The sequence below is a fragment of the Vibrio sp. 779(2023) genome, from assembly GCF_033344285.1.
In the GTDB taxonomy this organism is placed as follows: domain Bacteria; phylum Pseudomonadota; class Gammaproteobacteria; order Enterobacterales; family Vibrionaceae; genus Vibrio; species Vibrio alginolyticus.
In genome coordinates this window covers 1-24,123 of sequence record NZ_JAWPOM010000019.1, presented here as the reverse complement: position 1 = coordinate 24,123, position 24,123 = coordinate 1, and the positions used below count along the sequence as shown (strand labels likewise).

At 43.6% G+C, this 24,123-nt stretch carries 27 protein-coding genes; 22 read left to right on the top strand and 5 right to left on the bottom strand.

Annotation, left to right across the window (positions count from 1 at the left end):
- Positions 1–9: 9 nt before the first annotated feature.
- Positions 10–975: a helix-turn-helix domain-containing protein gene (locus R8O70_RS19360; RefSeq protein ID WP_213967035.1), complete on the bottom strand. Its 966-nt coding sequence runs from the start codon at positions 973–975 to the stop codon at positions 10–12.
- Between the two features lie 537 nt (positions 976–1,512).
- Between R8O70_RS19360 and zwf the strand changes: the two genes are divergently transcribed.
- From zwf to R8O70_RS19340, 4 genes are all read left to right on the top strand, one after another.
- Complete coding sequence (gene zwf / locus R8O70_RS19355; protein ID WP_017634563.1) at positions 1,513–3,015, top strand: glucose-6-phosphate dehydrogenase; 1,503 nt, start codon at positions 1,513–1,515, stop codon at positions 3,013–3,015.
- Entirely contained in the window at positions 3,012–3,728 is a 717-nt protein-coding gene (pgl, locus tag R8O70_RS19350) for a 6-phosphogluconolactonase (protein ID WP_017634562.1), read from the top strand. The genes zwf and pgl overlap by 4 nt, the downstream gene beginning before the upstream one ends.
- A 38-nt stretch (positions 3,729–3,766) precedes the next feature.
- On the top strand, positions 3,767–5,215 hold the full coding sequence (gene gnd / locus R8O70_RS19345; protein WP_318184323.1) for a decarboxylating NADP(+)-dependent phosphogluconate dehydrogenase: 1,449 nt from the start codon (positions 3,767–3,769) through the stop codon (positions 5,213–5,215).
- A gap of 226 nt (positions 5,216–5,441) precedes the next feature.
- Positions 5,442–5,969 carry a hypothetical protein gene (locus R8O70_RS19340; protein WP_005377161.1) on the top strand — a complete coding sequence of 176 codons (528 nt, stop codon included), beginning with the start codon at positions 5,442–5,444 and terminating at the stop codon, positions 5,967–5,969.
- A 10-nt stretch (positions 5,970–5,979) separates the two neighbouring features.
- Here R8O70_RS19340 and R8O70_RS19335 read toward each other — a convergent pair whose 3' ends face one another.
- On the bottom strand, positions 5,980–6,183 hold the full coding sequence (locus R8O70_RS19335; protein ID WP_005377162.1) for a hypothetical protein: 204 nt from the start codon (positions 6,181–6,183) through the stop codon (positions 5,980–5,982).
- A 578-nt stretch (positions 6,184–6,761) separates the two neighbouring features.
- Here R8O70_RS19335 and R8O70_RS19330 point away from each other — a divergent pair.
- On the top strand, positions 6,762–6,899 hold the full coding sequence (locus R8O70_RS19330) for a hypothetical protein (RefSeq protein ID WP_005377165.1): 138 nt from the start codon (positions 6,762–6,764) through the stop codon (positions 6,897–6,899).
- Positions 6,900–6,960: 61 nt separating this feature from the next.
- Here R8O70_RS19330 and R8O70_RS19325 read toward each other — a convergent pair whose 3' ends face one another.
- Positions 6,961–8,727, bottom strand: a complete 1,767-nt coding sequence (locus R8O70_RS19325; RefSeq protein WP_005377167.1) for a sigma-54-dependent Fis family transcriptional regulator — start codon at positions 8,725–8,727, stop codon at positions 6,961–6,963.
- A 239-nt stretch (positions 8,728–8,966) separates the two neighbouring features.
- Between R8O70_RS19325 and R8O70_RS19320 the strand changes: the two genes are divergently transcribed.
- Positions 8,967–10,487: an aldehyde dehydrogenase family protein gene (locus tag R8O70_RS19320; protein WP_005377169.1), complete on the top strand. Its 1,521-nt coding sequence runs from the start codon at positions 8,967–8,969 to the stop codon at positions 10,485–10,487.
- A gap of 126 nt (positions 10,488–10,613) precedes the next feature.
- Here the strand turns inward: R8O70_RS19320 and exsE2 are convergent, their stop codons facing one another.
- Both exsE2 and exsC read right to left on the bottom strand, forming a co-directional pair.
- Positions 10,614–10,919, bottom strand: coding sequence for a T3SS regulon translocated regulator ExsE2 (exsE2, locus tag R8O70_RS19315; RefSeq protein ID WP_005387156.1), 306 nt, complete (start codon positions 10,917–10,919; stop codon positions 10,614–10,616).
- Positions 10,920–10,927: 8 nt separating this feature from the next.
- The gene (gene exsC / locus R8O70_RS19310; RefSeq protein WP_005377174.1) at positions 10,928–11,374 is read right to left on the bottom strand and encodes a type III secretion system regulatory chaperone ExsC; all 447 of its coding nucleotides are present in this window, start codon (positions 11,372–11,374) and stop codon (positions 10,928–10,930) included.
- Between the two features lie 388 nt (positions 11,375–11,762).
- Here exsC and R8O70_RS19305 point away from each other — a divergent pair, with 388 nt between their 5' ends.
- The 16 genes from R8O70_RS19305 (at position 11,763) to R8O70_RS19230 (ending at position 24,004) form a co-directional block, all read left to right on the top strand.
- Positions 11,763–12,176: a YscW family type III secretion system pilotin gene (locus tag R8O70_RS19305; RefSeq protein ID WP_258624460.1), complete on the top strand. Its 414-nt coding sequence runs from the start codon at positions 11,763–11,765 to the stop codon at positions 12,174–12,176.
- Positions 12,177–12,785: 609 nt separating this feature from the next.
- Positions 12,786–13,646, top strand: coding sequence for an AraC family transcriptional regulator (locus R8O70_RS19300; protein WP_005377191.1), 861 nt, complete (start codon positions 12,786–12,788; stop codon positions 13,644–13,646).
- Between the two features lie 148 nt (positions 13,647–13,794).
- Entirely contained in the window at positions 13,795–14,775 is a 981-nt protein-coding gene (locus R8O70_RS19295; RefSeq protein ID WP_005377193.1) for a T3SS regulon anti-activator ExsD domain-containing protein, read from the top strand.
- A gap of 12 nt (positions 14,776–14,787) precedes the next feature.
- Positions 14,788–15,216 (top strand): YscB family type III secretion system chaperone, encoded by a 429-nt coding sequence (locus R8O70_RS19290; protein ID WP_318184322.1) that lies wholly within the window; start codon positions 14,788–14,790, stop codon positions 15,214–15,216.
- Positions 15,213–17,087, top strand: coding sequence for a type III secretion system outer membrane ring subunit SctC (gene sctC / locus R8O70_RS19285; RefSeq protein ID WP_238939336.1), 1,875 nt, complete (start codon positions 15,213–15,215; stop codon positions 17,085–17,087). The genes R8O70_RS19290 and sctC overlap by 4 nt, the downstream gene beginning before the upstream one ends.
- Before the next feature lie 5 nt (positions 17,088–17,092).
- The gene (gene sctD, locus R8O70_RS19280) at positions 17,093–18,394 is read left to right on the top strand and encodes a type III secretion system inner membrane ring subunit SctD (protein WP_154204535.1); all 1,302 of its coding nucleotides are present in this window, start codon (positions 17,093–17,095) and stop codon (positions 18,392–18,394) included.
- The gene (locus R8O70_RS19275) at positions 18,381–18,584 is read left to right on the top strand and encodes an EscE/YscE/SsaE family type III secretion system needle protein co-chaperone (RefSeq protein ID WP_017821343.1); all 204 of its coding nucleotides are present in this window, start codon (positions 18,381–18,383) and stop codon (positions 18,582–18,584) included. The genes sctD and R8O70_RS19275 overlap by 14 nt, the downstream gene beginning before the upstream one ends.
- Before the next feature lie 18 nt (positions 18,585–18,602).
- Positions 18,603–18,851, top strand: coding sequence for a type III secretion system needle filament subunit SctF (gene sctF / locus R8O70_RS19270; protein WP_005377199.1), 249 nt, complete (start codon positions 18,603–18,605; stop codon positions 18,849–18,851).
- A gap of 3 nt (positions 18,852–18,854) precedes the next feature.
- On the top strand, positions 18,855–19,214 hold the full coding sequence (locus R8O70_RS19265; protein ID WP_005377200.1) for a YscG family type III secretion system chaperone: 360 nt from the start codon (positions 18,855–18,857) through the stop codon (positions 19,212–19,214).
- Positions 19,211–19,846 carry a YopR family T3SS polymerization control protein gene (locus R8O70_RS19260; protein ID WP_186584992.1) on the top strand — a complete coding sequence of 212 codons (636 nt, stop codon included), beginning with the start codon at positions 19,211–19,213 and terminating at the stop codon, positions 19,844–19,846. Before R8O70_RS19265 ends, R8O70_RS19260 begins: the two co-directional genes overlap by 4 nt.
- 8 nt (positions 19,847–19,854) lie before the next feature.
- Positions 19,855–20,199, top strand: coding sequence for a type III secretion system inner rod subunit SctI (gene sctI, locus R8O70_RS19255; protein ID WP_005387149.1), 345 nt, complete (start codon positions 19,855–19,857; stop codon positions 20,197–20,199).
- A complete protein-coding gene (sctJ, locus tag R8O70_RS19250) occupies positions 20,199–20,945 on the top strand; it encodes a type III secretion system inner membrane ring lipoprotein SctJ (protein ID WP_086012989.1) in 747 nt (248 codons plus the stop codon). The genes sctI and sctJ overlap by 1 nt, the downstream gene beginning before the upstream one ends.
- Entirely contained in the window at positions 20,938–21,603 is a 666-nt protein-coding gene (vscK, locus tag R8O70_RS19245; protein WP_005377204.1) for a SctK family type III secretion system sorting platform protein VscK, read from the top strand. Before sctJ ends, vscK begins: the two co-directional genes overlap by 8 nt.
- Complete coding sequence (locus R8O70_RS19240; protein ID WP_005387146.1) at positions 21,582–22,220, top strand: HrpE/YscL family type III secretion apparatus protein; 639 nt, start codon at positions 21,582–21,584, stop codon at positions 22,218–22,220. The genes vscK and R8O70_RS19240 overlap by 22 nt, the downstream gene beginning before the upstream one ends.
- 185 nt (positions 22,221–22,405) lie before the next feature.
- Entirely contained in the window at positions 22,406–22,837 is a 432-nt protein-coding gene (locus R8O70_RS19235; RefSeq protein ID WP_005377206.1) for a type III secretion system chaperone, read from the top strand.
- A 3-nt stretch (positions 22,838–22,840) separates the two neighbouring features.
- The gene (locus R8O70_RS19230) at positions 22,841–24,004 is read left to right on the top strand and encodes a VopS family T3SS effector adenosine monophosphate-protein transferase (RefSeq protein ID WP_005377207.1); all 1,164 of its coding nucleotides are present in this window, start codon (positions 22,841–22,843) and stop codon (positions 24,002–24,004) included.
- Positions 24,005–24,123: the final 119 nt, after the last annotated feature.

Sequence of the window (24,123 nt, the reverse complement as noted above, 5' to 3'; positions counted from 1 at the left end):
TGCAAAACACTAATCTTTGGAACTTATTCTTCTGTTCTTAGGTTTTAAAGATAGCGAGTCGTTTGGCTCGACAGGAATCCAATACTGCATTTGTGCTTGTTCGCTATCAACATCATAACCTTCTGGATAAAGCTCTAACTCATAACCATCGATAGCATGATAATTAGAGTAGGGTAGCCAATGTAAAATAAACCATTCCAGCGTTGAGGCGAGCTCTGATGCTTTGCCTATGTGTGTAATGACGGCGTAGGTTTGCTCAGGAACAGCCAAGAGGTCTAACCCCGAGTTGGAAGAGTTCGTTGATCTTGGTGCGTTTGCTGTTGGACTACACTCATAACCTGCCCAGTACTCAAGTTGTTGGTTGTTTGAATACGCTTGCGTCACATCAATCACGCCAAAGTAAGTACTTTCCGAATTATTAAGGTTTTCAGATGAATAAAGACGTGACCAAAGTGACGGTACTATGGATTGGAAATCGGGCGTAGCAGAAAACAATCCGTGAATAGGTTCATGATAACCAGCAAGTTCAAAAGCCGGTTTTGTTTCTATTCGAACTTCAATAAAGCGCTGATGTTTTTTCTCTTCTTTTGGTGTCTTACGCAGCGTCAAAGGTTGTCTCAACCCGGAGAGTTGTTGCGTTTTTCGATATTCACGGGGGCTTTTTGAAAACATATTCCTGAACGCTCGGCTAAATGCGTGTTCAGATGTAAATCCCATTTCTATCGCTATATCTAACGAGCGGTCAGAAGTATGGATTAAGCGCTCAGCCGCAAGGCTAAGTTTAAGCTCTCTGATATAGTGAGCGACGGATACGCCAGTGTGTTGTTGAAATACGCGTTGCAGTTGCCAGCGCGACCAACAACTTGCTTTTGATATTTCATCTACGCTCAGAGTGCTGTCTAAGTTGGTGTGAATGTAGTCAAGCACCGATTGTATTCGGTTTATGGGATGTGGGTTAATGGCGCTTGATTTCATGGCGTTCTACTTTCACATTAATAGTGATTTCATTATCTTTAATTGAGTATCATTATCAATAGGATGATGAAATAAAAAGTAAGTAACACAGATCACGATAAAACTGTAATGGCTTGCAAGGATGAGTAATTATTGCCCACATTAGAGTTTTTGCTTAAATTTTGGAGTGTTCAGATGAAACTTTTTTTATCAATAAAATACAATCGCTTATGACGTTTTGTGCAACTTATTTAAACGTTTGCACTGGCAAGTGTTGATGTAAATCAAATAGTCGTAGACAATATTGCCCCGTGTCGGACTCTCCTCCAGCGAGTACAGTGTGTACTTTTGAGACATAAGTGACTTAAATGACCTCAATACGTCGTGTTTTCAAGAATCGGAAATGCAACTTCTTGAGGTTCTTTGGGCCCATAGACTTTACCTATCAACGTAATAGGTAAGACCAATTTTCTATTTTGAGGTGCCATTGATAGGGTTGGCTCATTCTCTAGCCGTATCCGGGCACACAATAAGTACCTCGTTTTTAAGGGAAAGATGATGGTAATACCAGAAAACAGCAGCATCGTTATTTTTGGTGCTTCAGGTGACCTTACGTACCGTAAGCTCATTCCTGCTTTATACCACCTCTACGCGAACAAGCAGCTTCCAGAGAATTTTGCCATTCTGGGTGTAAGTCGCACTGAATACAGTGATGAGTCTTACCGCGCGAAGCTGAAAAAATCGCTTCAGGAAATGGAAAAGACTGAGCCAGAAACGCTTGATGCATTTATTAACCATCTGCACTACCAAGCAATTAATACTTCTGACACACAAGATTACGGTAAGCTATCTTCTCGCTTAGACCAACTTGCGGACGAATATCAATTCGAGCAACGCAATACGCTTTTTTACTTAGCAACCCCACCAAGTTTATACAGTGTGATCCCTGCAAGTCTTGCAGCACATGGCCTTAACAGTGAAGAGGATGGCTGGAAACGCCTGATCATTGAGAAACCATTCGGCTATGATCTTGAATCGGCGCGTATTCTGGACAAAGAAATTCACGAGCACTTCCAAGAGCATCAAATCTACCGAATTGACCATTACTTAGGTAAAGAAACGGTACAAAACCTACTTGTGCTTCGTTTCTCTAATGCGATGTTTGAGCCGCTTTGGAACCGTAACTTCATTGATTACGTTGAAATCACAGGCGCAGAATTCCTTGGCGTAGAGGAGCGTGGTGGTTACTACGACAACTCTGGCGCTGTGCGCGACATGTTCCAAAACCACTTGCTACAAGTATTAGCAATGGTAGGTATGGAACCACCAGCGCAAATCAATGCAGACTCGATGCGTGATGAAGTGGTAAAAGTGCTTCAATGCCTAAAGCCATTAGACGAAAACGCTCTGCGCAATGACCTAGTATTAGGCCAATACACGGCGTCTGAAGTCCGTGGGCAAAGCCTACGCGGCTACCGTGAAGAGCCGGGAGTTGCAGACGATTCTCGTACAGAGACTTACATCGGTTTGAAAGCGTACATCAACAACTGGCGTTGGAATGGCGTGCCATTTTACGTGCGTACTGGTAAGCGTCTTCCAACACGCGTTACTGAGGTGGTTATCCACTTTAAACAAACACCGCATCCTGTGTTTGGTCAAAACGCACCAGAAAACAAGCTGATCATTCGTATTCAACCAGACGAAGGCATTCAAATGAGCTTTGGCTTGAAAGAGCCAGGCGCAGGCTTTGAAGCGAAGGAAGTGAAAATGAACTTCCATTACGCTGACCTGCAAGAAACGCAAATGCTAACGGCATACGAGCGCCTTCTACTTGATGCTTTGAATGGTGATGCTACGCTATTTGCACGTAGTGATGCGGTGGAAGCGTGTTGGCAATACGTACAGCCAATCTTAGATTTTAAGCAAGATCCACAATCCCTCTTCGGGTACGCATGCGGCACTTGGGGACCTAAAGAGTCAGATGACTTGTTACAGCGTGATGGCCGCGCTTGGCGTTTCCCATGTAAAAACTTAACAGATACGGATTACTGTGAACTATGATCAACCATAAGATCTACCAAACAGCAGAACAGGTAGTTGAAAGCCTAGCTAACGATATGAAAGCGTTTAGCGAAATGGGCAGACCTGTTCACATCTCTCTTTCTGGCGGCAGCACTCCTAAAATGCTGTTTAAACTACTGGCTTCAGAGGCTTACGCAACCTCCATTCAATGGGAAAACCTCCACTTTTGGTGGGGTGACGAACGTTGTGTTGCCCCTGACGATGCAGAAAGCAACTACGGTGAAGCGAACACGTTGTTGTTTAGCCAAGTAAATATTCCTGCGGAAAACATTCACCGCATCCGTGGCGAAGATGAGCCTAAAGCAGAAGCCGAGCGCTTTGCAAAAGAGATGGCAGAGGTGATCCCGAGTGAAAACGGCACACCTGTGTTTGACTGGATCTTATTAGGCGTTGGTGCAGATGGTCATACAGCTTCTCTGTTCCCTGGCCAAACGAATTATGATGATGCGAACCTATCTCTTGTGGCGTCGCATCCTGAATCGGGCCAACTTCGTGTGTCGAAAACCGCACGCGTATTAGAAGCAGCGAAACGCATTAGTTACTTAGTGCTTGGTGCAGGAAAAGCGGACATTGTTGAAGAAATTAACAGTTCACCAGCACACGCACTGCCATACCCAGCGGCTAAGATTCAAGCGAAATCGGGCCTAACGGAATGGTATTTAGATTTAGACGCGGCAGCAAAAATTGCTTAAGACGCTGCTCGTCGATGAAATAAAATTGGAGAGAAACAATGAAAGGTGATATCGGTGTAATTGGCCTAGCAGTAATGGGTCAAAACCTTATCCTAAACATGAACGATCACGGCTTTAAAGTGGTTGCTCACAACCGTACTGCTGCTAAAGTAGACGAGTTCCTGGAAGGTCCAGCAAAAGGCACGAACATCATCGGTGCATACTCTCTAGAAGAACTAGTAGAGAAGCTAGAAACGCCGCGTAAAGTAATGTTGATGGTTCGCGCTGGTGACGTTGTAGACAAGTTCATCGAAGCGCTAGTACCTCTGCTAGACAAAGGCGACATCATTATTGACGGTGGTAACACTAACTACCCAGATACAAACCGTCGTGTTGCTGCACTACGTGAAAAAGGTATCCACTTCATCGGTACTGGTGTGTCTGGTGGTGAAGAAGGTGCGCGCTTCGGTCCATCTATCATGCCTGGCGGTGCTGCTGAAGCATGGGAAGCGGTTAAGCCTATCTTCCAAGGTATCGCTGCGAAAACTGACGCTGGTGAGCCATGTTGTGACTGGGTTGGTAACGACGGTGCTGGTCACTTCGTTAAGATGGTACACAACGGTATCGAATACGGCGACATGCAGCTTATCACTGAAGCTTACCAGTTCATGAAAGACGGTCTTGGTATGTCTGCAGACGAGATGCAAGCAGTATTCGCTGATTGGAACAAGACTGAACTAGACAGCTACCTTGTTGAAATCACGGCTGACATTCTTGGCTACAAAGATGAAGACGATGAGCCTCTCGTTGAAAAGATCCTAGACACAGCAGGCCAAAAAGGTACTGGTAAATGGACTGGTATCAACGCACTAGACCTAGGTATTCCACTAACGCTTATCTCTGAGTCTGTATTCTCTCGTTGTCTATCTGCACTGAAAGACCAACGTGTTGAAGCTGAATCTCTATTCGGTAAGACAATCACTCCAGTTGAAGGCGACAAGCAAGAGTGGGTTGATGCACTACGTCAAGCGCTACTAGCTTCTAAGATCATCTCTTACGCTCAAGGCTTCATGCTAATGCGCGAAGCATCGAACGAAAACGGTTGGGACCTAAACTACGGTAACGTAGCACTAATGTGGCGTGGTGGTTGTATCATCCGCTCTGCGTTCCTAGGCAACATCCGTGATGCGTACGAAGCGAATCCAGACATCGCATTCCTAGGTTCTGATGAGTACTTCAAAAACATCCTACAAGGCAGCCTAGCAGCATGGCGTAAAGTAGCAGCGAAGTCTCTAGAGTCTGGTATCCCAATGCCATGTACGATTTCTGCGCTATCTTTCCTAGACGGTTACACAACAGCTCGTCTACCAGCGAACCTGCTTCAAGCTCAACGTGACTACTTCGGTGCTCACACTTATGAGCGTATTGACCGTCCACGTGGTGAATTCTTCCACACTAACTGGACTGGTACAGGCGGCGACACAGCGTCTACAACTTACGACGTGTAATCGTTTTAAGTAAACCGACTAAATATAAAGATATAAAGGGATGCCCAAGTGGCATCCTTTTTTGTGTCTGTAAGATATTGGTAGATTTAAAAGTTACATTAAACGTTGATTCGTCACGCACTTCTCAGAAATGGGAGAGCATGCATTTGCTAGCAGTTTAATATTTCTCTTCGAAGAGTGAAGCTAAGCCGCTCTCTGCCGTCTCCTCAACTATAAGGTAATAGAAATGACACAACAGAAGCATCCATTTCACACAGCTTTCGTGTTGCTTATGTTCATATTACTGATTACTTACTCCATCTATCGCCTTTATCATCATTTCGTTTTCGAATCTCTACCGCTTCAGCTCAGTAGTGGTTTTCAAGTGGTCTACATTGATGCGTCATATGTTTTAAGTATCGCAAGCTTACTCTTGTGCCCTACATTATTGGTCTATATTTTATTTGATCGAATGACTCAGTTAGTCAAAGTGCCGATTAAAGTGATAACTATAACAATTGTCTTGTCCCTTATCGTTGCTATTCCAGGTCAAATTTTTGAATTTGGGCGATTGAAGTATATTGCAGAAAATAATGGTTACTCAGCGTGTCCACCTTTCACAATTGCATCAAGCGGAATGTTTGTAGAAGCTATGGTAAAAGAAGAAAAATACTGTATAGAACCAGAAATTAATCGTATTGGTATGTATGGTTATTTTCACGAACTCGAACGGATTGATAACTATATCAAGTCACACAGAAATGACATTCAATAGAAAAGAGCGCCTAGGCGCTCTTTTCAGTGGTCGTTTTCTTGTTTTGATAAAACCTGTCTTTTAGGTAGAGAATTGCACTGACCACAAGAGCCACTAAAGAAACAGTAAATAGGGCGTACATGCTGAGAATCCATGCGAATGTGGCCGTCAAGAATGCGATGAAGGAAAACATCCTGCTGAAAGACATCACATGGCCAAGTTTGTTACTTTTCATAAACGCCTCCCGAAGCTAAGTGGGGATAGACAATTGTGGTCATATGCCACACTTTTAATTGTCTGCTCTTTTGGGGCGTTTCACACAAAAAAGTGGCTAAAGATTTCTCAAAAAAGGTGAAATATTGAACTGGTAGACAAATCGTTAAACTGAGTTGCACAGATATGACTTCGGTTGTCTATCACTTCAAAGTTTTTAACTACGCAGATTAAGGGCATGTAGCGTTATTATTATCGTATTCGAACTCTACGATACACAATTGCAAGTGAACCTACACTCGTAAGCTCATCCCTGTCGTCAGTTACAGTAAAAGCTTTTTTCTCTTTTTAACAATACCTTAGTAATTACGGGCAACTAAATCCGTTTTTCGATCGAAACTCAGATTGCACAAAAGGTGAAAAAGAGTGCTAGGTAAGCCTTTAAACTACGCCTATAATTATCGCCCACATGGAGGATGTTTATTATATGAACATCCTTTATTTTTTGAAACTAGCAACAAGGATCCAGTAAAACATGTTTTTCTGGTTTTGTTTACGTCGACCAAGAAGGTAATTAACACAGCAAATTGAGGTTCTAAGATGACTCTTAACAAGTACTTTGTTTTCATTCCAGCAGAATTGGAACAGGAAATGCACAAGGACAATCAAGTGATCTCTGAGAAGGAAACTCAACGTCAGGCATTAGTAAAACAGGCGCAACAACAAGGCGGCCTGTAAGCTAGGTTTCAAAGAGAAAGAGCACCGCAACGGTGCTCTTTTTGTATCTGAGGTCGTAGAATTAACTTAATATGCCAAGGCTTTTCAACTTTCTGTAAATGGTATTTCGGCTCACACCAAGCATACGAGACGTTTTGCTAATGTTCCCCTGATTGGCTTGATATGTTTTGAGCAACTTATCTTCGACGGTTGCACGCAGTTCTGAAGTTGGTTCAGCGGATGCTGCCCCTTCTTGAGCTTGGCTGAGTTTCTTACTTAGGTGGGCTGGGACGTGTGTGAGTTCCAATATTTCTTCACCTTGCGCCATTAAGGCGGATACTTTGATTAAACTATCGAGTTCACGCAAATTTCCTGGCCATGAGTAAGACAGCATCAGAGAAAGGAGGTGAGGGCAAAGCTGTTGTTCAGATTCGGCGTGACGCCGATGAATGTTCTCAATCAGTTGTCGTTTGTCATCACGTTCCTCAAAGCGAGGTAGCTCAATGATCAAGCCATTAAGGCGATAATACAAATCTTGGCGGAACAATCCTTCGCTGACCAAATGTTCCAGATCTTTATGCGTGGCTGCAATGATTTGCGTATCGACTTGAATACTTTGGTTGGAACCCACGGGAAGCACGGTTTTATCTTGCAATACATGGAGCAATCGGCTTTGAGCTTCCAAGGGTAAATCTGCGATTTCATCTAGAAACAAAATCCCTTTGTGTGCTTGGCGAATTTTTCCCTGATAGCCTTTGCTGTTTGCGCCAGTAAAGGCACCGGCTACGTAGCCAAATAATTCAGATTCAACCAGATCTTTTGGTAGCGCTCCGCAGTTGACGGAAACTAACGGTCCCGTTTTTCTCTGGCTGTTTTTATGGAGCGCTTTCACAAACTCGTTTTTGCCAACACCAGTCTCTCCGAGAATCAACAAACTGATATCTTTATCGATGACGCGATTGGCTTGCTGCCAACAGTGCTCAACAGCGGAGTCGCCATAATGAAGATCATTGGACGCCGCTACAGCACGAGACTTGACCTTGCTATCTTTATCGGTAAGCGGTTTTGTTTTGAAAACGAAAGGGTGCTCATTTCCCCGAGTGGATAGAATGTCGTCTAAGGATTGCCCAATGATACTTTTTTGCGCAAAAAGTTGAGAGGCTACTTGATTGTGAGCCAAAACTTGTCCGTCTTCATTTGCAATGATAATTCCTTGCCAACCACTATTCAGTAAACCTTTTTCGCACGCTAAATCCACACGAATATGCCCTTGTGGAATCAAGTTAAGTAGTTGATTCTCCACTTGCTGGACCATGTTTTGTACTAGTACTTGCGTTGAGAAGTCATGTCTCTTTTGCTCGCTCGTAATATCTAATACGCCAATGAGGTTACCAAGATGATCGAAAATAGGATTAGCCGAACAGCTAATAAAACGATGGTGTTGGATAAAGTGCTGATCACCAATAACAGAAACGGGCTTTGCTTCAACCAAGGCTGTACCAATCGCGTTGGTGCCTTTGACCTTTTCTTGCCAGCATGCACCAGAGCTTAGCGAGATTTCCGTTAACTTTTCACGAAATCTAGGCTGTCCCCAACTGCCGATGATGACACCATCTGAATCCGTCAAAATTAAGCGACTGTCGCTATGAGCAAATAGCTGATTAAACAAAGGGAGCGCAAATTGAGTGACTGCCTCTAGCAAAAAATTGAGTTGGTGACGCCTATCTTGGAGCGTCGCTGGCGTTACTCGAATATCTTCAGGGCGTCGACGCTGTTTTAAACCCGCTTGTTCACTTCTGACCCATGAAGTTGAAAGCCAATTGTTATCGCTAATATGTTGAAGTTCCATGACTGTACCATTTTGTCACAGTGAGGGTGTGCCATTTTGGAACACTTGAACATTGGTGTTCACACCATACATCCGCTCAAACATCGCTCACTTGGTTTGTTATCGCTTGGTAATCATAGTTTTACATTTAATTAACAACAAGTATGGCGTAGTTGGCGTGTGACTTGCGTAATGCTCTTTGTGAACAGTGCGATACGACACTGCAATAACACATTGAACGAGAAACAAAAGGAAGAGTTATGATTTATGCACAGCCAGGTAGTGAAAATGCCATTGTTAACTTTAAATCGCATTACGATAACTTTATCGGTGGGGAATGGGTAAAACCAACGGGTGGTGAGTACTTTGACAATATCTCACCAATCAACGGACAAGCGTATTGTAAAGTTGCTCGCTCTGGCGAGGAAGATATTAATTTAGCACTGGATGCCGCGCACAACATCAGAGCAAAATGGGCCAAAACCAGCGTGACAGAACGTTCGAACATCTTGCTGAAAATTGCTGACCGTATTGAGCAGCATCTAGAAGAGCTTGCTGTTGCAGAAACTTGGGAAAACGGCAAACCAGTTCGCGAAACCTTGGCGGCAGATTTACCTTTAGTAGTGGATCACTTCCGTTACTTCGCTGGCTGTATTCGCGCACAAGAAGGCAGTGCGGCAGAACTGGATGAGCACACCGCAAGCTACCACTTCCCAGAACCGATTGGTGTGGTTGGTCAAATTATTCCGTGGAACTTCCCAATGTTGATGGCGGCTTGGAAACTAGCGCCGGCACTAGCGGCAGGTTGCTGTGTGGTATTGAAGCCAGCAGAGCAAACCCCAACATCCATTCTGGTTCTGATGGAAAAAATCGGTGACCTTCTTCCTCCTGGTGTCATCAACGTTGTAAACGGATATGGTTCTGAAGCGGGTCAAGCATTAGCAACCAGCAACCGCATTGCGAAACTCGCTTTTACCGGGTCTACGCAAGTTGGCAACCACATTCTGAAATGTGCAGCAGACAACTTGATCCCATCGACAGTTGAGTTAGGTGGTAAATCTCCAAATATCTACTTCTCAGATATCTTCGATTACGAAGATGAGTATCTTGATAAGTGTATCGAAGGTACGTTACTTGGTTTCTTCAACCAAGGTGAAGTTTGTACTTGTCCATCTCGCGTACTGGTTCATGAAGCGATTTATGACAAGTTTGTAGAGAAACTGACGGAACGTGCACAGCTGATTAAACAAGGTAATCCGCTCGATACCGATACTCAAGTCGGTGCTCAGGCTTCTCAAGAACAGTTTGATAAGATTTTAAGTTACCTGGAAATCGGCCGTGAAGAAGGCGCAAAAGTGGTCTTTGGTGGTGGAGTGTCAGAACAGCCAGAGTCTATCAACCAGGGGTACTACATTCAGCCAACCATGTTGGAAGGCCACAACAAGATGCGAATCTTCCAAGAAGAAATCTTTGGCCCAGTGATCGCTATCACCAAATTCAAAGATGAGGCTGAAGCGTTGGAAATCGCAAACGACACTGAATATGGCTTAGGCGCAGGTGTTTGGACACGTGATGCGAACGTTGCATATCGTATGGGCCGTAATATTGAAGCTGGTCGGATCTGGATTAACTGTTACCACGCTTACCCTGCACACGCAGCGTTCGGTGGTTACAAAAAATCGGGTATCGGGCGCGAAACGCACAAGATGATGCTGGATCACTACCAGAACACGAAGAACTTGCTGATTAGCTACAGCATCGACCCGTTAGGCTTCTTCTAGTGAAACTAAGTAATTAATAAAGAAAAAGCAGTATGAATCAAAACCCCGAATCTTCGGGGTTTTTTATTAGCGTGAGCTTGTCGGCTGAAGGGTAACTTAGATGTTTAACCTGCTTATATTGTGATATCAGGAACGTTGAATTATCGCCACTTTTCGTTCCATAAGCTTTTCTACGGCGGCGTTTTGCTTGTCAATATTGAGTTGTGGATCAAAGTCCAAAACGCGATTGCAAGATTCGAGACTGGCAAATTGATTTAAACATTCACCAAGCTCTCTTTTAGAGCTTGTTCGCATCAGACTGCTTTCTGATGAGGAGAGTAGGGTGACTTTACGGCCATGAAACGTTCCTTGCGGCACTGCATCACTTTGCTGCGCTTGTTGAGCGTCATGAACCGATGAATTGGTGTATGTGGATTGGATGTCATTGGACATAAAGACACCTAAACTCTCAAGTCTAAAGTTTGTGGCATCGGTGGTGCCTCATCAATGGTTACATGAGAAGACAATAACGCTTCCCACGACTCGCTGTGCGTCAGCAATTCTGCTAAAGCTGTTTCAAAATATTCGTAATCCAGTCGCCTAATGTTAATGAGTCGGTTTAAACATAGGACATGTCGGTGGTTATCTAAACTAAAAAATAACTGGTGCTCAGGCCAGTGATAATTAAAGGCCAAGAAAGAACGATAAAGATCGGAATTTACAATTTGAAGGCCAACAATCTCAGCTTCGAGCTGCAGAGTTGTCGATTCAGGATGAAAGATGATATGCACCCTTAGATTATCATCAAAGGCTAAGCTTACTTCATTTTCCGTTAGATGCAGTGCAGGCAAGCCTATTTGATGAGCAAACTTTAGCAAAATCTCATCGATAGTTTGGCGTGCTGACATAGGAATAGTCCCTTTTGAAATTTTATCAAGGAAAATATTAGATGTATCTCTTCATGTTTATCAATATTAGTCGGTTGTTATTATATTTTGGCTTTTAAATGTGTTGAGAGAAATAGAAAGGCAAAAGTAGATGTGTTCAGATGCATATCTCGATGGTAATGATATATATGAATATCATTTTTCTCTAATAAACTTCAATTAAGGAAGGAATGAAAGTGAGCAGAAACTGCTTTTGAAATTACAGTCCATGTTAACTACGTGTTGTTGAAAAATGCGATTTATTGTCCGCTTGTAGTATAAATATAAGTTGATCTTTTATATTTTTACATAAAGAATTGTGTGGATTTCAAATGAGCTAGATTATATAAAATAAGTTTATGGGGTCATAATGAACAATTCTATATGGGCTGGTTTTATTGGGTTATTCATACTGAGTGGGTGCAGTCAGACTGTGTCCGTCAATGGGGTGGATGACTTTGATACACAGAGTCAGGCATCAGTCTATGGTTGGGTTTCTTTCGACGGCTACTTTCCACCTTCGATTACTTCTCTTGAAGTGGAAATATGTAAAGTTATTGATAATCAATGTCTTAAATCGGTATCTCAGAGCTACCAAGGCGTTCAGTTGCCTGTGCAGTATTCGTTTTTAATTGCACCAATTCAAGCTGGTGAAGGAAAAATGAAGATTATTGGAAAGCTTTATTCAAACGGTGAGCTCGTTGCGGAAAAAGAAAAGAACTATTTATTTTTAGAGGGAAATAAACAAGAAAACTTGATTCTTGTTCCAAAAATAAACAGATAAAATTTTAAGCACTACATTTTTATTAGAATTTTCTAATTTATAAAAATAAAGACTATATCTTTCCTGTTGTGAAAGATTTGTTGTCTTTTATAAACATTAATTACATGACTTTGAAGTCATCGGGTCAGTTGTTTTTTAGACTCATACTTGTTGCAAAAACAGTATTTTTTATGATTATATCTCGCTCCTTGAACACGTTGGCTTGGCGTTTTAGGCTATAAAATATACATTTTTATGATTTTGGAAATTTAATTTTGTTCTCGAAACGGTGCCGAAATCTATTTAATTGTATTCTAATGTATAACAAAACAACCAAACTTAAATAACGAAATGATATTTAAGTTTTGGCTAATGATAAACGCTATCTGATAAAAATAATAAAGACGGACAGCAGAAATTTACTAAGTCAAACCTTTACCTTCAGGTAAAGGTAATGCTTGGGTTATTTGCTAATTATTCGGGGGGTATGGTAAGTGATAGAACTTCTATGCTCTTTTCTTTGCTTCTTTAATTCATACAGCAGTACTTAGAAATAACAACGATCAAAGTAGTGCTTTGAAAGTTTCTCAACATTTGCACTGAGAAACTCAAAATAATGAAGGGTAGAAAATGGATGTGTCAGGCCAACTAAACTCAGAAAGGGTCGACTCGAGTTCACGAAAAATTCGTAGTTTTTCCTGCTATGAAAAATCTGACGAAGTATTTCACTCAGACCAGTCTCACATTGTTGTCGTTCACAATGGTCAGCTTCGAGTTCAAACAGGTGATTGCACAATCGATGTTGCTGCAGAAAATGGGGTATTTCTATCTCAAGGGGATTACTTGTTAGAGTACTCTCCGCTAGATGGGGCATACAAAGCGTCGATTATTGCTTACGACAATGAACTCGTTAGTCAGTTGCTGCAAAAACACAGTGATCTCTTGATGATGCTGCCTAAGGTAGACAAAGTTTGTTCTGGTTTGTTTACTTTTGGTTTGAACATACTCGTTGAACAAGTGCTTTCTAGCATGCAGACGCTTGAGCAACAAGCGTACCCTGATGCCATTATGTGCCTAAAATACGAAGAACTACTCATTCTCTTGCTACACAGCAAAGGAGGAGAATCACTGTATGCGTTGCTGTCACAACAAACAAACCGTACGTCGGAACGGTTACGTCGATTTATGGAACAGCATTACTTAAAAGAATGGAAGTTGACAGACTACGCGCAGGAGTTTGGTGCCAGCTTAACCACTTTTAAAGAGCTTTTTAATGAGCACTATGGCATTTCTCCAAGAGCTTGGATCAGTGAGCGTCGACTACTGCATGCTCATAAACTGCTGTTGACGAGCAAGATGAGCATCGTAGATGTGGCGATGGAGGCAGGGTTTTCCAGTCAGTCTTACTTTACGCAGAGTTACCGTCGTCGTTTTGGAACGACCCCAAGCCGCGTACGTTCGGGAGACGATCAAGTGGCTATCGCGAAATGAAATGACTTGGGACTAAAATTTTCTGACTAATTTTGAAAGTCACTCACCAGTGTAAATTCTATTATGTATCGTGTAACAACGAACGATTAAAAATTATTACATCTCTTTCTTTCTGGATTGTTCGAAAGGGGTGCGGAGACGAACATAAATGAAAAAGCAGCATTGGCGACGCCGTTCGCTTTTTCCAGACAGCATAGTGACACAGCGGAAAGTGACTGTTTTACAAAGAGGAGCTCGTTATGAAAGCGCCTCGAAACCTACGCAGGATCTCAATGTTGTGCACGTCAATCACCGACAATTGTTGAGTGAAGGCGTCATAAATTATGAGCAGTTATCTTTACTTCAACGCTTGTTGGATAGAAATGTCGTCGATAGCCTATGCGCTAGCCAGTTAGTTAAAACGTATCAAAAACTTGGTGCTTCGATAGACCGGTTTGCCATGCGTTTATTTTTGGAAATTGGATCGCAGCTCAGTGATAGCAGCACAATCACAACGTTCGAACAAAGGCTGGACTACATCAACTCTCGTCTGGGCTTTCGCTTTAATTTGGCTGTCCCAAAAACGTTGATGCTTTGTTTCCATTTATCACTCAACGAGTGGATTAACCGACAAGTCGATCAAAGTGCTCTTCATGCTTCGATTAAAGTTGAACAACTTATCAATCAACTCGATATTCAGAAGGAATATTGGTCGAAGCTATCAGGGGAAGACACCAGTGCCGTCTTTGTTCAACAGCAACTCGATCTTATTAAGAGCCAGCAGCATCAACTTAAAAAGCAACTTGGGACGTTAAGCGAACAACAGTTGCAAGTGATTGAATGTCATCGTTTGTTAATTGAGAAGTGGCAACCGTCTTTAGACGAGCTGAAAGGGTTCGCGGAGTACACCTCTACAACCGAACAATTTATTTCTGAGTGGAAAAATTGGTGTTCGGAAGTGCGACTTGAAGCCCCCGAGCTGAACGAAGTTTGGGATGCATGCGATGTGGTTTACAACGACCAAAATGCGGTTGCGAAAGTATGGCAATGGTTCAAGAACATGCAAACTGTTGGTGATATCGATCACTACTATTTTGATACTCAAAGTGGTCAGTGCGGCCAGGCTTGCAATCACCTCAGCCAGATCTAAATAGGGCGTTAAATGTTAGATAAGATGATGAAATCTTTAGCGGAAGCGCTAAAGGTAGGGGATTTTATTGCCTCAGAAAATGGTTCTTACAACATCGAGGTTGACCAGTTATCACTGAACATCAAGCAACATGCGTCATGGATTTTATGGGAAGCGACGTTACCCTTCCAGTTTAAAGAGCATCTAGATTATCAACAAGAACAAGCGTTACAACGTTGCATGCAGCTCTCATTAAAAACCATTCGTGAGGATGGCGGCGTACTGACAACCAATGATGATCAGCAATTGATTTTGCAAAGTAAAGTAAGGGTTGAGGACTGTTCGGTGGAACGGTTCTCTGCTTTGCTTTCTAAGCACGTCAATCTATGTGAGCGTTACATTGCATTATTGGAACAAGAACGCGTGAACCACACAATCAACCATACAGTGTGGTTACCATGATGCTAAAAATCTTTCCCAACATTAGGCGTGCTGCAACAAAGGCATTGTTATGCGCAGTGAGTGTTGTTCCTTTGGGATACGCGCAAGCAACAGACTTACACTGGCCCGAACAACCGTTCCGCTACTATGCAGATAATGACTCATTAAAAGAGTTGTTGAATAACTTCGGTGCAAATTATCGTGTCTCGGTTTCTGTTAGTGACAAAGTCAACGATCGAGTGAATGGGCGTTTTACCCCTGAAGATCCGGCGGAATTCCTCGATTACTTATCGCAAGTGTACAACTTGATGTGGTATTTCGATGGAGCCGTCTTACATGTCTATAAGGCGACAGAAACTCGCTCACGTTTACTTCAATTGGAATTACTTACGGCTAGAGAGCTACGCAGTACGTTAATTTCCACCGGCGTTTGGGATTCTCGTTATGGTTGGAGAGCTGCTGAGAGCAAAGGGTTAGTCTATCTTGCGGGTCCTCCACGTTATGTCGACTTAGTGGTACAAACGGCGGAGGCATTGGAAACGCGCTTGCTGCAGAAATCGAATTCAACCGACGAATTATTCGTTGAGATAATTCCTTTGAAGTACGCTTCTGCAACGGATAGAGAAATTGCATATCGCGATCAGACAATTACGGTCCCTGGTATCGCATCGGTGTTAAAACGGGTCGTGTCTGGTGTTCAAACTCAAGTGACGAGTGCGTCTAGCAAAGAAGTTACCAGTTCAGATAAGCCTGTAAAAAGTAATAAAACCGCCTCAGTTCATGGTGGTGCAACAGTTGAAGCAGAGCCGGGCCTTAATGCGATTATCGTTCGTGATACTCAAGCACGATTACCGCTCTATCGTAAACTGGTCGCGCAATTAGACCAGCCGCAATCAAGAATTGAAGTCGCGCTATCGATTGTCGATATCAGTGCCAACGATTTAAGTCAGTTAGGCGTTGATTGGCGAGCGGGAGTGTCTGTCGGAAACAACCGCATTGTCGATATCAAAACAACAGGTGATGTGAATTCGGGGGATGTGACGCTCGGCAGTGGACAGAACTTTAAGTCCTTGCTTGATTCAACCAACCTAAATTACTTGCTGGCTCAAATTCGTTTATTGGAATCCAAAGGCAGTGCTCAAGTGGTTTCAAGACCAACATTGTTAACTCAGGAAAATGTCGAAGCGGTACTGAACAACAGCAGCACTTTTTACGTCAAGCTGGTTGGTAAAGAAACCGCAGCGCTGGAAGAGGTCACATATGGCACGTTACTGAGAATTGTCCCACGTATCGTTGGTGATAGATTTGCTGCACGACCTGAAATTAACCTGAGCCTTCATCTCGAAGACGGTGCAAAGATCGCTGATGGTGGCGTCGATGATCTTCCTTCCGTTCGTAAAACTGAAATCAGCACCTTAGCGACGGTTAAACAAGGGCAAAGCTTACTTATCGGTGGTGTGTACCGAGATGAAGTGAGCCATCAGTTACGTAAAGTGCCATTGCTAGGAGACATCCCATATTTAGGCGCGCTGTTTAGAAGTAATACCAACACTAAGCGCCGCACAGTACGAATGTTTATTTTAGAACCTCGAATTGTTGTGGATGGTATTGGCGATAGTGTGTTGATTGGCAACGAATATGACTTGCGACCAAGTATCGGCAAGCTTAACAACATCTCCAACAATAGCGCTGAATTTAAATCGGTAGTGGAAGTATATAGCTGCACATCGAGGGTTCAAGCCGAGCGCTATCAACAAGACTTATTGTCACAGCAAAAGTCGTCTCAATTAACGCAGTGCCAATTACCAACAGGGCAAAAGGGTTGGCGGGTGAAAGTATTGGAATGTGATGACTCACAAAGTGAGTGTGTGCGCCCTTCAGAGGAGTCTTAACCGCGATGCAGCAATGGAAAATTCGTATTTTATCAGGCGTGCATACCGGAGTAGAAGTCACCTTACCTGAAGGTGCTCTCGTGCTTGGCAGTGACGACTTTATTGCTGATCTTGTACTGTCTGATGCTGGGGTCGAAGCGAACCATTTCACCCTCGTTTGCCAGCAAGACTCGGTCATTTTACGAGGCTGCGAAGAGGCAAATATTAACAGTGAAGACATCGCTGTTGCAGGTGGTGGTATCGAGTTGTCACGCCATGCTGTTGTCTCGGTCGGCGTTGTGAAGTTCGCTCTGGGATACGCGGAAGATGCGTTAATTGTGAGTAACGTCAGCGACGAATCTAGCCAACAGAATACACCTGTGGTTGCTGTGCAACGCTCTAGCTGGAAAAAAACAACGCTCATCGCTTTGCTTTGTAGTTTTGTCCCGAGTGTCATTTTTGCCGGTATGTGGTACAGCCAAGCTAACGGAAACAACAATGAAATTGTTACAGAAGCAGAACCCATTGTTTTGGTGCGTAACATCTTAGGCGAGCTCAAACTTAGCGACGTTCGTGTGGAATGGAATGCCGCCGCACGCCAAGCAGTCCTAGAGGGCTATGTTGAAGACCGAACACAGAAACTCGATCTGCTTGGTCGAATTGATGTATTGGGCATCAATTACAAAAGTGACTTAAGAACGATGGAAGAAATCCGTCGCGGGGTTCGATTTATTTTGCGCAACCTCGGCTATCACCAAGTGAAAGTCGAAAATGGCGATGAGACCGGCACACTGCTGCTGACGGGCTATATCGATGATGCAAGCCGCTGGAACCAAGTTGAACAAATCTTGGAGCGAGACGTGCCGGGTCTTATTGCGTGGAAGGTTGAACTGCAGCGAGCGGGTGCCTACATGGATACGCTAAAAGCGTTATTGACGGATGCGGAGTTACTGAAAAAAGTCCAGTTGGTCACCAGCGGTGATCGCATCGAAGTTCGTGGTGAGCTTGATGATATCGAAACGACTCGATTTTACGGTGTGACCCGAGACTTCCGGGAACAATATGGTGAGAAACCGTACTTAGTTTTGAAATCCATACCTAAGGTGAGTAAAGGCACCAACATCGATTTCCCGTTTCGTAGCGTCAACTTTGGCCAGGTTCCATATGTGATTCTGACCGATAATGTTCGCTATATGGTCGGTGCAAGAACGCCTCAGGGCTACCGAATATCCAGTGTTACACCTGCTGGTATTGAGTTGGTTAAAGGCGGGCGGGTGATAACAATAGAACTCGGATATGAAGGCGAGACGAACAATGACAAATCTTGAACAAATTTTAAATAACGACACAAACGGTGCGGAAGTGCACAAGATTAAGAGCAAGCTCTTAGAAGCACAAGCGGTGGTGAAACGTCAGTTGGATTTAGGGTGCTCACCACAGCAGTACCAATTGCTACTCAAACAGTATGAAGCTTACACAGCCGCCTATGCGGTCGTTGAATCATACGAAGCTAACTAAAAAATACGAGGAAGTCTTATGTCATTTTACGATGCTAGTAACAGTGTAAACCTTGATGATGTTAAAGCTAAGTTAGAACAACAAGCGAAAGATGCCAACACAGAAGTGACGGCAGCCATCAAGAACCTAGAAACCAATGCCGATGATCCATCAAAGCTTGCCGAGCTTCAGCACGCGATCAACAAATGGTCTGTTGTTTACAATATCAATGCGACCACCACTCGTGCGATTAAAGATGTGATGCAGTCGATTCTCCAGAAGGTGTAAAGCATGGAACGAGAAACGCGCCAACTGCTGGCTGAAATCGCGCTGATGGCAACAGGTATGCATCGTCATCAAGAAGCCAACACGATTGCAGATGGCCTTGAAGCAAGCTCAGGTTCTGAAGAGACCGTTGCGATGATTCGTGCAATGAGCCTCATGAATAAAGGCTTGTATGAAGAGGCTCATCAATTACTCGAACCACTTTGTAACGCCTATCCAGATCTGATCAGCTTAGCGGCTCTTGCTTCTGCCAAAGCCGGTTTACTGAGCAAAGCGGAAAGCTGGGTAGAACTTGCGTCACAAGGAAGCGAAGAAAGCCAAGCATTTGCTGCGAGCTTTTCTCAGGACATTAGGAATCTTGGATGATCATTGATTCAAGTAACCTAAGTCTTCAACACCAATCTTTGCGTCAGTCGGAGTCGCGCCATTATGAGCGGAGCGATGAAGACAAGATGAAAACGTTCATGGAGCGAAGTGACAAGCAAGAGCAAGTTTCACATGTTTCTCCAAAAGAGACGCTAGAGAAAACAGAAGCGAAACTGGCGGAGATTAAAGCGTGGTACGAATCATTAAAAGACGCAGAGGTTGTCAGTAAACAAAGTGTCTTATCATCGTTAAATGAAGCGTTCTCCGACCCTCAAGTTAAACGAGAGGCAATGTGGTACGCCTTTCATGAGGCGAAGAGTGCAAAAGGCAACGAGCAGCCACAATCTGATTTGTTAAAGGTGTTGAAGCAGGAGTTACTAGGGAATTTTTCGGGACAGCTTATTGCCGAACCACCTGCTGATAAAACAGCACTAAAAGCAATGCTAGCGCAGCATTTTCCACTGGGTGCCCAGAAAGAACAAGCCTTATGGCATTGCTGGGCAGAGTTGAAGTCGTTACCTGATATGGCATCAACACTGGACATGGTTCGTGATGAACTTAGCTTCATGATCCAAAAAAATGCGATGGTGAAAAACATCATGACTCACAGTCACAAGTTAGATTTATCTTAGGAGTACATATGATAAACACGCAGTACACCGAGGTGATGCAAACCAACATTGATAAGTTACAGGATGCGCAAGTCGAAGACGGTTTAAGCGAACGTTTTGAGCAAGCCATGTCGGTTCCCGAGGCAAGTAATGGCCTGGAGGGAGGTTTGCTAGAAAACATCAGCGAGTTGAAAAACACTATCGATAACGCGAAAAGTAACCTGCAAGACAACATGAAGATGGTGGGTGATGATCCGGCGCAATTACTGCAAATGCAGTGGGCGCTCACACGCATTACTTTTCAAGAAGAGCTGATCGCGAAAACCGTGGGTAAAACCACACAAAACGTAGAAACCTTATTGAAGGCACAATAGTGATGATGAATAAAATGAGAGCAGTTTTCATCATGCTCACGTTGTTTCTGGTAGGTTGTCAGACCGAGTTATACACCAACGTTACTCAGAAAGAGGGTAATGAGATGTTGTCGATCTTACTATCCGAAGGTGTCGTTGCAACAAAAGAACCTGACAAAGACAACACCGTCAAGTTAATGGTAGACAGTTCTCAAATCGCCTTCGCGGTAGATGCGCTAAAGCGAAAAGGTTATCCAAGAGAGCAGTTTTCCACACTGAAAGAAGTGTTTCCCAAAGACGATTTGATCTCGTCACCATTAGCAGAACGAGCACGTTTGGTATACGCGAAATCTCAAGAGCTCTCGTCAACCTTATCTCAGATTGATGGCGTGCTGGTGGCACGTGTTCATGTTGTTTTGGAAGATCAAGATCTGCGTCCAGGAGAGCGCCCAACTCCAGCTTCTGCCTCCGTATTTATTAAACACGCAGCAGATATTGCGCTTGATTCATATGTTCCGCAGATCAAATTATTAGTGAACAATAGCATTGAGGGGCTGAACTACGATCGAATCAGCGTAGTGATGGTACCCTCATCAGAGGTTCGAGTTGCTACTCAAAACAATCAATTTAAAAGCATTTTGTCGGTTCAGGTCACCAAAGAGACGGCGAATAATCTTATCGCCATTTTGGTGTTCTTGGTAGCGGCACTCATCGGCTCGAATATCGCTACTTTTACATGGTGTCGTAGGAACACGAAGCGTGGTTAAACCAGAAACACCACTCGCGCAGGTACAACACCAGTTTAACTATGCGCCTTGCCAGTACATCCATAGAAGTTGGATAGAGCAAAAGCAGCCTTGGTTACTAAATATCGAAGGCTGGAGAGATAACCCCATGTTCAACCAATGGTGTATCAATGAGTGGGCGTTATCTCCCGTTCCTGAGACGGCTTTTAACAGACCTTGTCATAGTTTGGCATTGCTCCCGACAGACGCGTTGAATCAACTCGTATTGATGGTGGGTGGAGCTTTGCATTGTGTTGCGATGCGAAGCGTTGTCTTAAAACATCCTAAACAGGTTCTGAACAACGTTTTTGGTTTGGAAGGCGCTCGGTTCTTAATTCAAAACGGGCCGATGCTGTTATCCTGCTGGCCGCAAGGCTGGCAGCGTTCGTTACCAGAACTACTGGATGAAAGGTCTGTTGAAGCAAGCATGAGGGCGCTGGGATATTTTTGGATGAGGTTTATTTTGATTAACTCACCGGAAGATGTTGTTCTTCGTTGGCAATTCAAATTGGAAAAGCAACTTAGCGAAAACGCAGAAACAGCTAACTGGTTGGAAGCGGATCAACGAGATCTGGCGTATCGACTCACAAAAAAAATCGCAAAACAGGTTATTCCTCAATGGTTTCATTTGTTGAAATAAAAACAGACAATTTGCAGCTGGCACCTGGCTTAAAGGTGCTGAAAGCGAAAGATTATGCCAGTTATCTGGATTCGCAACACTTAGTTGAAGCCGCGAACTCCAAAGCTGAAAGCATCATTGCTAATGCCCAACAAGCCTACGAAACCGAAAAACAACGTGGTTATCAAGATGGCCTTGCACAAGCCAAGATTGAAAATGCGCAAACGATGGTTGAAACCTTAGCACGTTGTAATGACTACTATCAGCAAGTCGAAGAAAAAATGACAGGTGTGGTGTTAGAAGCAGTACGTAAGATCATCGATACCTTCGATGATGTCGATACCACGGTGAGTGTAGTTCGAGAAGCGTTGCAACTGGTGAGTAACCAAAAGCAGGTCATTTTACATGTCCACCCAGAGCAGGTTGTTGAGGTGAGAGAAAAGGTGGCTGGTGTATTAAGTGATTTCCCTGAAGTCGGTTACGTTGACGTGGTAGCAGATGCGCGCTTGAAAAATGGAGGCTGCATTTTGGAAACAGAAGTTGGGATCATCGACGCTAGTATTGATGGACAGCTGCATGCATTAAAGCAAGCCATGGTGAAGCAGCTCAGCGAGCGTAAAATTACGATTCATGAATGAACCTCAAAAACTCAGCACTTGCTGAGTTTTTTCATTTTAATGCCTTTAAACAAAAAAAATCCGACCATTTCTAAAATATTCACTGCCATAAATCCTTAAGAATACACCTAAGAAAGCTGCTTAGTTGATAAGTCTTGCAACTAAGCAGCGCATCTAAAACAACAAAAATAGGATTATTTAGTCGAATGGCTAATGGATTTATAACTTCTTTACTGACAGATTTTGCCAGCCGCTGCCAATTGGAGCCGTTGGTTTTTGATGAGGATGATTGTTGCCATCTACTCGTTGAGCAAAACACAGCAATCACAATTCGTGCACAAGAAGATCGTGTGACGCTTATCGGGCTGATTTCAGGTAATAAACCGAGTGCTGATATTTTGCATCAACATATGAAAGATGCCTTAACGCAAGGCTCTCCAGCGGTATGCTGGGAGGAAGAGACCGGATATATCGGTTTCATACACCTGCCTCAGCAACTGCTAACTGCATCTTTTTTCGATGAGTCATTTGCGAATTTCATCGAGTGGTTAAAAAGTGCGAATACACAAGAAGTAACCAATAAAACAACCGAAGTACCGGAAACGAATACCACTCATTTTTCCACATTAAGGGTTTAAAACATGATCAGTTTTGGAAGTGTTAGCGCGTTGCAGGCTGCCATGCCGCAAGCTCGTAACGAGATACTTAACCAAGGTAAGCTGAGTATTGGTGGCAAAGAATACCAAATCAACGCAGCGACCCAAGAATTTACTCGCGCCAATCCTACGAATGGTGCAGTAGCGCGATTTTTTGAAGCGACAGGAAAACTGTTTCGCGAAGGTAGCCCACAATCGGTAGCGAAAGCCCTTACAAAAGCCGTATTTGATAATGAGCAAGGACAAGCTCAGCGTTTACAAGCTGCTTCTTCTGTTGAGCATGGACAAATGTTCTTCAAAGATGGAAGCATAAAAACCGCATCAGATGTCTTAAATGCCTTTGCGAAGTTAGACAGTAAATCAGTTCAGTCGAACTCTGCTGAGCTAAACCAGTTAGCAGAGCGAGCGATGACAGAGGCAATGTTAGAAACCGATTCTGGTAAAAACCTCACATCACTGATTGGCGAAAGTGCAGCGAAGTCGCTTGCTGGACGTGTAGTAAAAGACTACGGCGGTGGTGTATCTGCAGCGCAGAAAAACCCGGCAGGTAGCATTAATCAAATGCAAGCGGTGTTTGATATGGAGGTGATGCATCTTAAATCGGCGCAACGTCATATCGAAGGTCTAGCAAGCACCGATCTAAGCCAAGGTGTATACGCTGAAGGACTGGCGGAGGGTGCGTTTAACAAAAGTGGCGTAACCAATAATGTTGAAAGAGCTGCGGCGTGGATCATTAATGCTTCTAACTCTAAAGGAAACGATGCCGAAAATATTACGTCTTTACTGAAAGAATACGCGTCTAATGGTAAAGATTTATTGAATATGGAAAACCTAAAAGAGCTACACGCTCGATTGGTGCCTAATGTTGAGCGTGATTACCGAGGGCCAAATATTTCGGGTGGCACTTTGCCGTCAAGTATTGGCGGTGAGGGCATGTTAAAGCAGCACATTGAAGGCTTTTTGAAAGAGAACCCTGTAGAAGATAAAGACTTAGGTAAACATTTGTTCGCCGGAGTTATCGGGTACCATGGCTTTACCGATGGAAATGGTCGCATGGGGCGCATGCTATACGCGATAGCAGAACTTCGTAACGACTCGTTCAATCCTTTAGCTATGGATGCAGAAAATAGCCTTCACGGTATTAAGTGATTTTCTACTTCTATTTAATTTTTGGAGCGGCGATTGCCGCTCTTTTATTTTCAGCCCTAAACCACCTACTTCAGTAGGTGGTTATCATCCGTTTCGGCTTTGCCTGTAAAACTACTCAT

Bases quoted from the DNA above. Each gene is read 5' to 3' on its own strand.
- R8O70_RS19230 (WP_005377207.1), top strand. From the start codon at position 22,841: ATGATCAGTTTTGGAAGTGTTAGCGCGTTGCAGGCTGCCATGCCGCAA.
- gnd (WP_318184323.1), top strand. From the start codon at position 3,767: ATGAAAGGTGATATCGGTGTAATTGGCCTAGCAGTAATGGGTCAAAAC.
- exsC (WP_005377174.1), bottom strand. From the start codon at position 11,374: ATGTCAGCACGCCAAACTATCGATGAGATTTTGCTAAAGTTTGCTCAT.
- R8O70_RS19235 (WP_005377206.1), top strand. From the start codon at position 22,406: ATGGCTAATGGATTTATAACTTCTTTACTGACAGATTTTGCCAGCCGC.
- R8O70_RS19240 (WP_005387146.1), top strand. From the start codon at position 21,582: ATGGTTTCATTTGTTGAAATAAAAACAGACAATTTGCAGCTGGCACCT.
- R8O70_RS19340 (WP_005377161.1), top strand. From the start codon at position 5,442: ATGACACAACAGAAGCATCCATTTCACACAGCTTTCGTGTTGCTTATG.
- R8O70_RS19275 (WP_017821343.1), top strand. From the start codon at position 18,381: ATGACAAATCTTGAACAAATTTTAAATAACGACACAAACGGTGCGGAA.
- pgl (WP_017634562.1), top strand. From the start codon at position 3,012: ATGATCAACCATAAGATCTACCAAACAGCAGAACAGGTAGTTGAAAGC.
- exsE2 (WP_005387156.1), bottom strand. From the start codon at position 10,919: ATGTCCAATGACATCCAATCCACATACACCAATTCATCGGTTCATGAC.
- R8O70_RS19330 (WP_005377165.1), top strand. From the start codon at position 6,762: ATGACTCTTAACAAGTACTTTGTTTTCATTCCAGCAGAATTGGAACAG.
- R8O70_RS19260 (WP_186584992.1), top strand. From the start codon at position 19,211: ATGATCATTGATTCAAGTAACCTAAGTCTTCAACACCAATCTTTGCGT.
- R8O70_RS19300 (WP_005377191.1), top strand. From the start codon at position 12,786: ATGGATGTGTCAGGCCAACTAAACTCAGAAAGGGTCGACTCGAGTTCA.
- R8O70_RS19325 (WP_005377167.1), bottom strand. From the start codon at position 8,727: ATGGAACTTCAACATATTAGCGATAACAATTGGCTTTCAACTTCATGG.
- sctI (WP_005387149.1), top strand. From the start codon at position 19,855: ATGATAAACACGCAGTACACCGAGGTGATGCAAACCAACATTGATAAG.
- sctD (WP_154204535.1), top strand. From the start codon at position 17,093: ATGCAGCAATGGAAAATTCGTATTTTATCAGGCGTGCATACCGGAGTA.
- R8O70_RS19295 (WP_005377193.1), top strand. From the start codon at position 13,795: ATGAAAAAGCAGCATTGGCGACGCCGTTCGCTTTTTCCAGACAGCATA.
- R8O70_RS19360 (WP_213967035.1), bottom strand. From the start codon at position 975: ATGAAATCAAGCGCCATTAACCCACATCCCATAAACCGAATACAATCG.
- R8O70_RS19305 (WP_258624460.1), top strand. From the start codon at position 11,763: ATGAACAATTCTATATGGGCTGGTTTTATTGGGTTATTCATACTGAGT.
- sctF (WP_005377199.1), top strand. From the start codon at position 18,603: ATGTCATTTTACGATGCTAGTAACAGTGTAAACCTTGATGATGTTAAA.
- R8O70_RS19320 (WP_005377169.1), top strand. From the start codon at position 8,967: ATGATTTATGCACAGCCAGGTAGTGAAAATGCCATTGTTAACTTTAAA.
- R8O70_RS19290 (WP_318184322.1), top strand. From the start codon at position 14,788: ATGTTAGATAAGATGATGAAATCTTTAGCGGAAGCGCTAAAGGTAGGG.
- sctC (WP_238939336.1), top strand. From the start codon at position 15,213: ATGATGCTAAAAATCTTTCCCAACATTAGGCGTGCTGCAACAAAGGCA.
- R8O70_RS19265 (WP_005377200.1), top strand. From the start codon at position 18,855: ATGGAACGAGAAACGCGCCAACTGCTGGCTGAAATCGCGCTGATGGCA.
- zwf (WP_017634563.1), top strand. From the start codon at position 1,513: ATGGTAATACCAGAAAACAGCAGCATCGTTATTTTTGGTGCTTCAGGT.
- R8O70_RS19335 (WP_005377162.1), bottom strand. From the start codon at position 6,183: ATGAAAAGTAACAAACTTGGCCATGTGATGTCTTTCAGCAGGATGTTT.